Raw genomic sequence first — 2,039 nt, 5'->3', positions numbered from 1 at the left:
AATTTCGGATCTGCCGATGACGGCAACACCTGATCTATTCCCCGGCCGGTCATCACATCACCGCTAAGGGAAAGCTTTATTGTCTTATTTTCATTCTCCATTTTTCCACCCATGTTTTGTGAAACTGCGCCAGTTCCTGCATTAAAAAACAGACTTGCTAATAACATAATGCCTTGATAATTTTTCATTCTAAAAAGCTTCTTTAAATCACATCTCTTAAGATAAGAATATCTGGGCTTTTAAGATTTGATTTAAATCATTTTTTAGAGAGCTTTACGTACAATTTTTACAATCTTTTAACTCGTGCTAAACTTGATTTTAATCAGTTTTTCTGATCTTTTGAGAGTCAACAGCAGTAGGGGTTTTTTATAAACCTTATTTTTGTGCCACAAATAAAAAATCATGAATAAAGGAATATACATAGCAACGCTGGAATCCCACAGCGGGAAATCGATGATCACCCTGGGGCTTATGCGTACTCTGCTGGGAAAAATGGTTAAAGTGGGCTATTTCAGGCCTATTATAGACGATGTACCGGTAGGAGAAAAAGATAATCATATAGACACCGTTTTAAGTTATTTCGACCTGAATATTCCTTATGAAGATACTTATGCTTTTACAAGAAGCCAGGTTATTCAGAAGAGAAATGAGGGGAAAGCCGGAGATGTGATCGATACCATTATCAGGAAGTACAAAAAGCTTGAAGATGAGTTTGATTTTATTCTGGTGGAAGGCAGTGACTTTTCAGGCGAAGGCAGCGTTTTTGAATTTGATGTGAATGTAGTGATCGCAAAAAATCTTGGTATTCCCGTGATTATCGTGGTTAGCGGGCAGAATAAAACCTGGGAGGAACTCCTTGGTAATCAGCAAATGGCCTACCGTGCTTTTAAGGACAAAGATGTGGAGGTTATTGCTATGGTGAGCAACAAGATAATGGAAGAGAACCTGGAACCGGCTAAAAAGAATATGCGCGGTTTCCTACCCGAAGAGGTCCACGTATTCTCCATTCCACTTATCGATAATCTCAATAACCCAACCCTTAAGGAAATAGTAAAAGCCTTAAACGGAAAAGTATTGTTCGGAGATCAATTTCTTGATAACCAGACCGGAAATTTCGGGGTTGGAGCGATGCAACTTCGCAACTACCTGAATACATTAAAGAATGAAAGCCTTGTAATAACTCCCGGCGACAGGGCAGATATTATCCTGGGAGCACTGCAGGCGAATATATCCAGTAACTACCCCCGAATTTCAGGGATTATCCTCACCGGTGGTCTCACTCCTGAAAAGTCCATTATAAAACTTATCGAAGGGCTTTCGGATATTGTGCCAATCATTACGGTAGAGGAAGGGACTTTCATGGTAACCAACAAAGTTGGAGCTATAAAGTCTAATATCTACGCTGATAGTATTCAGAAAATACAAACGACCATCAGCATTTTTGAGCGTTACGTTTCTTTTGACCCCTTAGTTGAAAAACTCACTAATTATAAGCCTCACGGAAGAACCCCAAGGATGTTCCAGTACGATCTGGTTAAAAGAGCGCAACAAAGCAAGAAACATATTGTGCTGCCTGAAGGAACCGATGAAAGGATTCTTACCGCTGCAGCCCGATTGATTAATATGGATCTGGTGGAGATCACTCTTTTAGGCGATGAGGAAACTATCAGGAAAACAGCAGCCAAACTCGCTCTGGATCTTGATTTTGATAAGGTGAATATTATAGACCCGGTGCATTCGGCTAATTTCCTTGATTATGCTGAAACTTTCTACGAACTCAGAAAACACAAAGGGGTGAATATGGATATGGCTAAAGACAGGATGAGTGACGTTTCTTACTACGGAACCATGATGATACATAAAGGCCATGCCGACGGAATGGTTTCGGGAGCGGCACACACCACTCAGCATACCATTTTGCCTGCCCTTCAGTTTATCAAGACCAAACCCGGAGTTTCAGTAGTATCATCAGTATTCTTTATGTGTCTGGAAGATAGAGTTTCGGTATTTGGTGATTGTGCCATTAACCCGAATCCTTC

At 40.6% G+C, this 2,039-nt stretch carries 2 protein-coding genes; one reads left to right on the top strand and one right to left on the bottom strand.

Annotated features, from left to right (window positions below):
* On the bottom strand, positions 1–188 hold a 188-nt coding region (locus ACESK1_RS12230; protein WP_372920462.1), incomplete at its 3' end, for a hypothetical protein.
* 214 nt (positions 189–402) lie between these two features.
* Between ACESK1_RS12230 and pta the strand changes: the two genes are divergently transcribed.
* Positions 403–2,039: phosphate acetyltransferase (gene pta / locus ACESK1_RS12225; protein WP_372920461.1), on the top strand; the 1,637-nt coding region annotated here is incomplete at its 3' end.

Source organism: Salegentibacter sp. (assembly GCF_041642575.1).
Classification (GTDB): Bacteria; Bacteroidota; Bacteroidia; order Flavobacteriales; family Flavobacteriaceae; genus Salegentibacter.
Note: the sequence above shows the minus strand (reverse complement) of the source record. Positions and strands in the feature narration are given on the sequence as shown.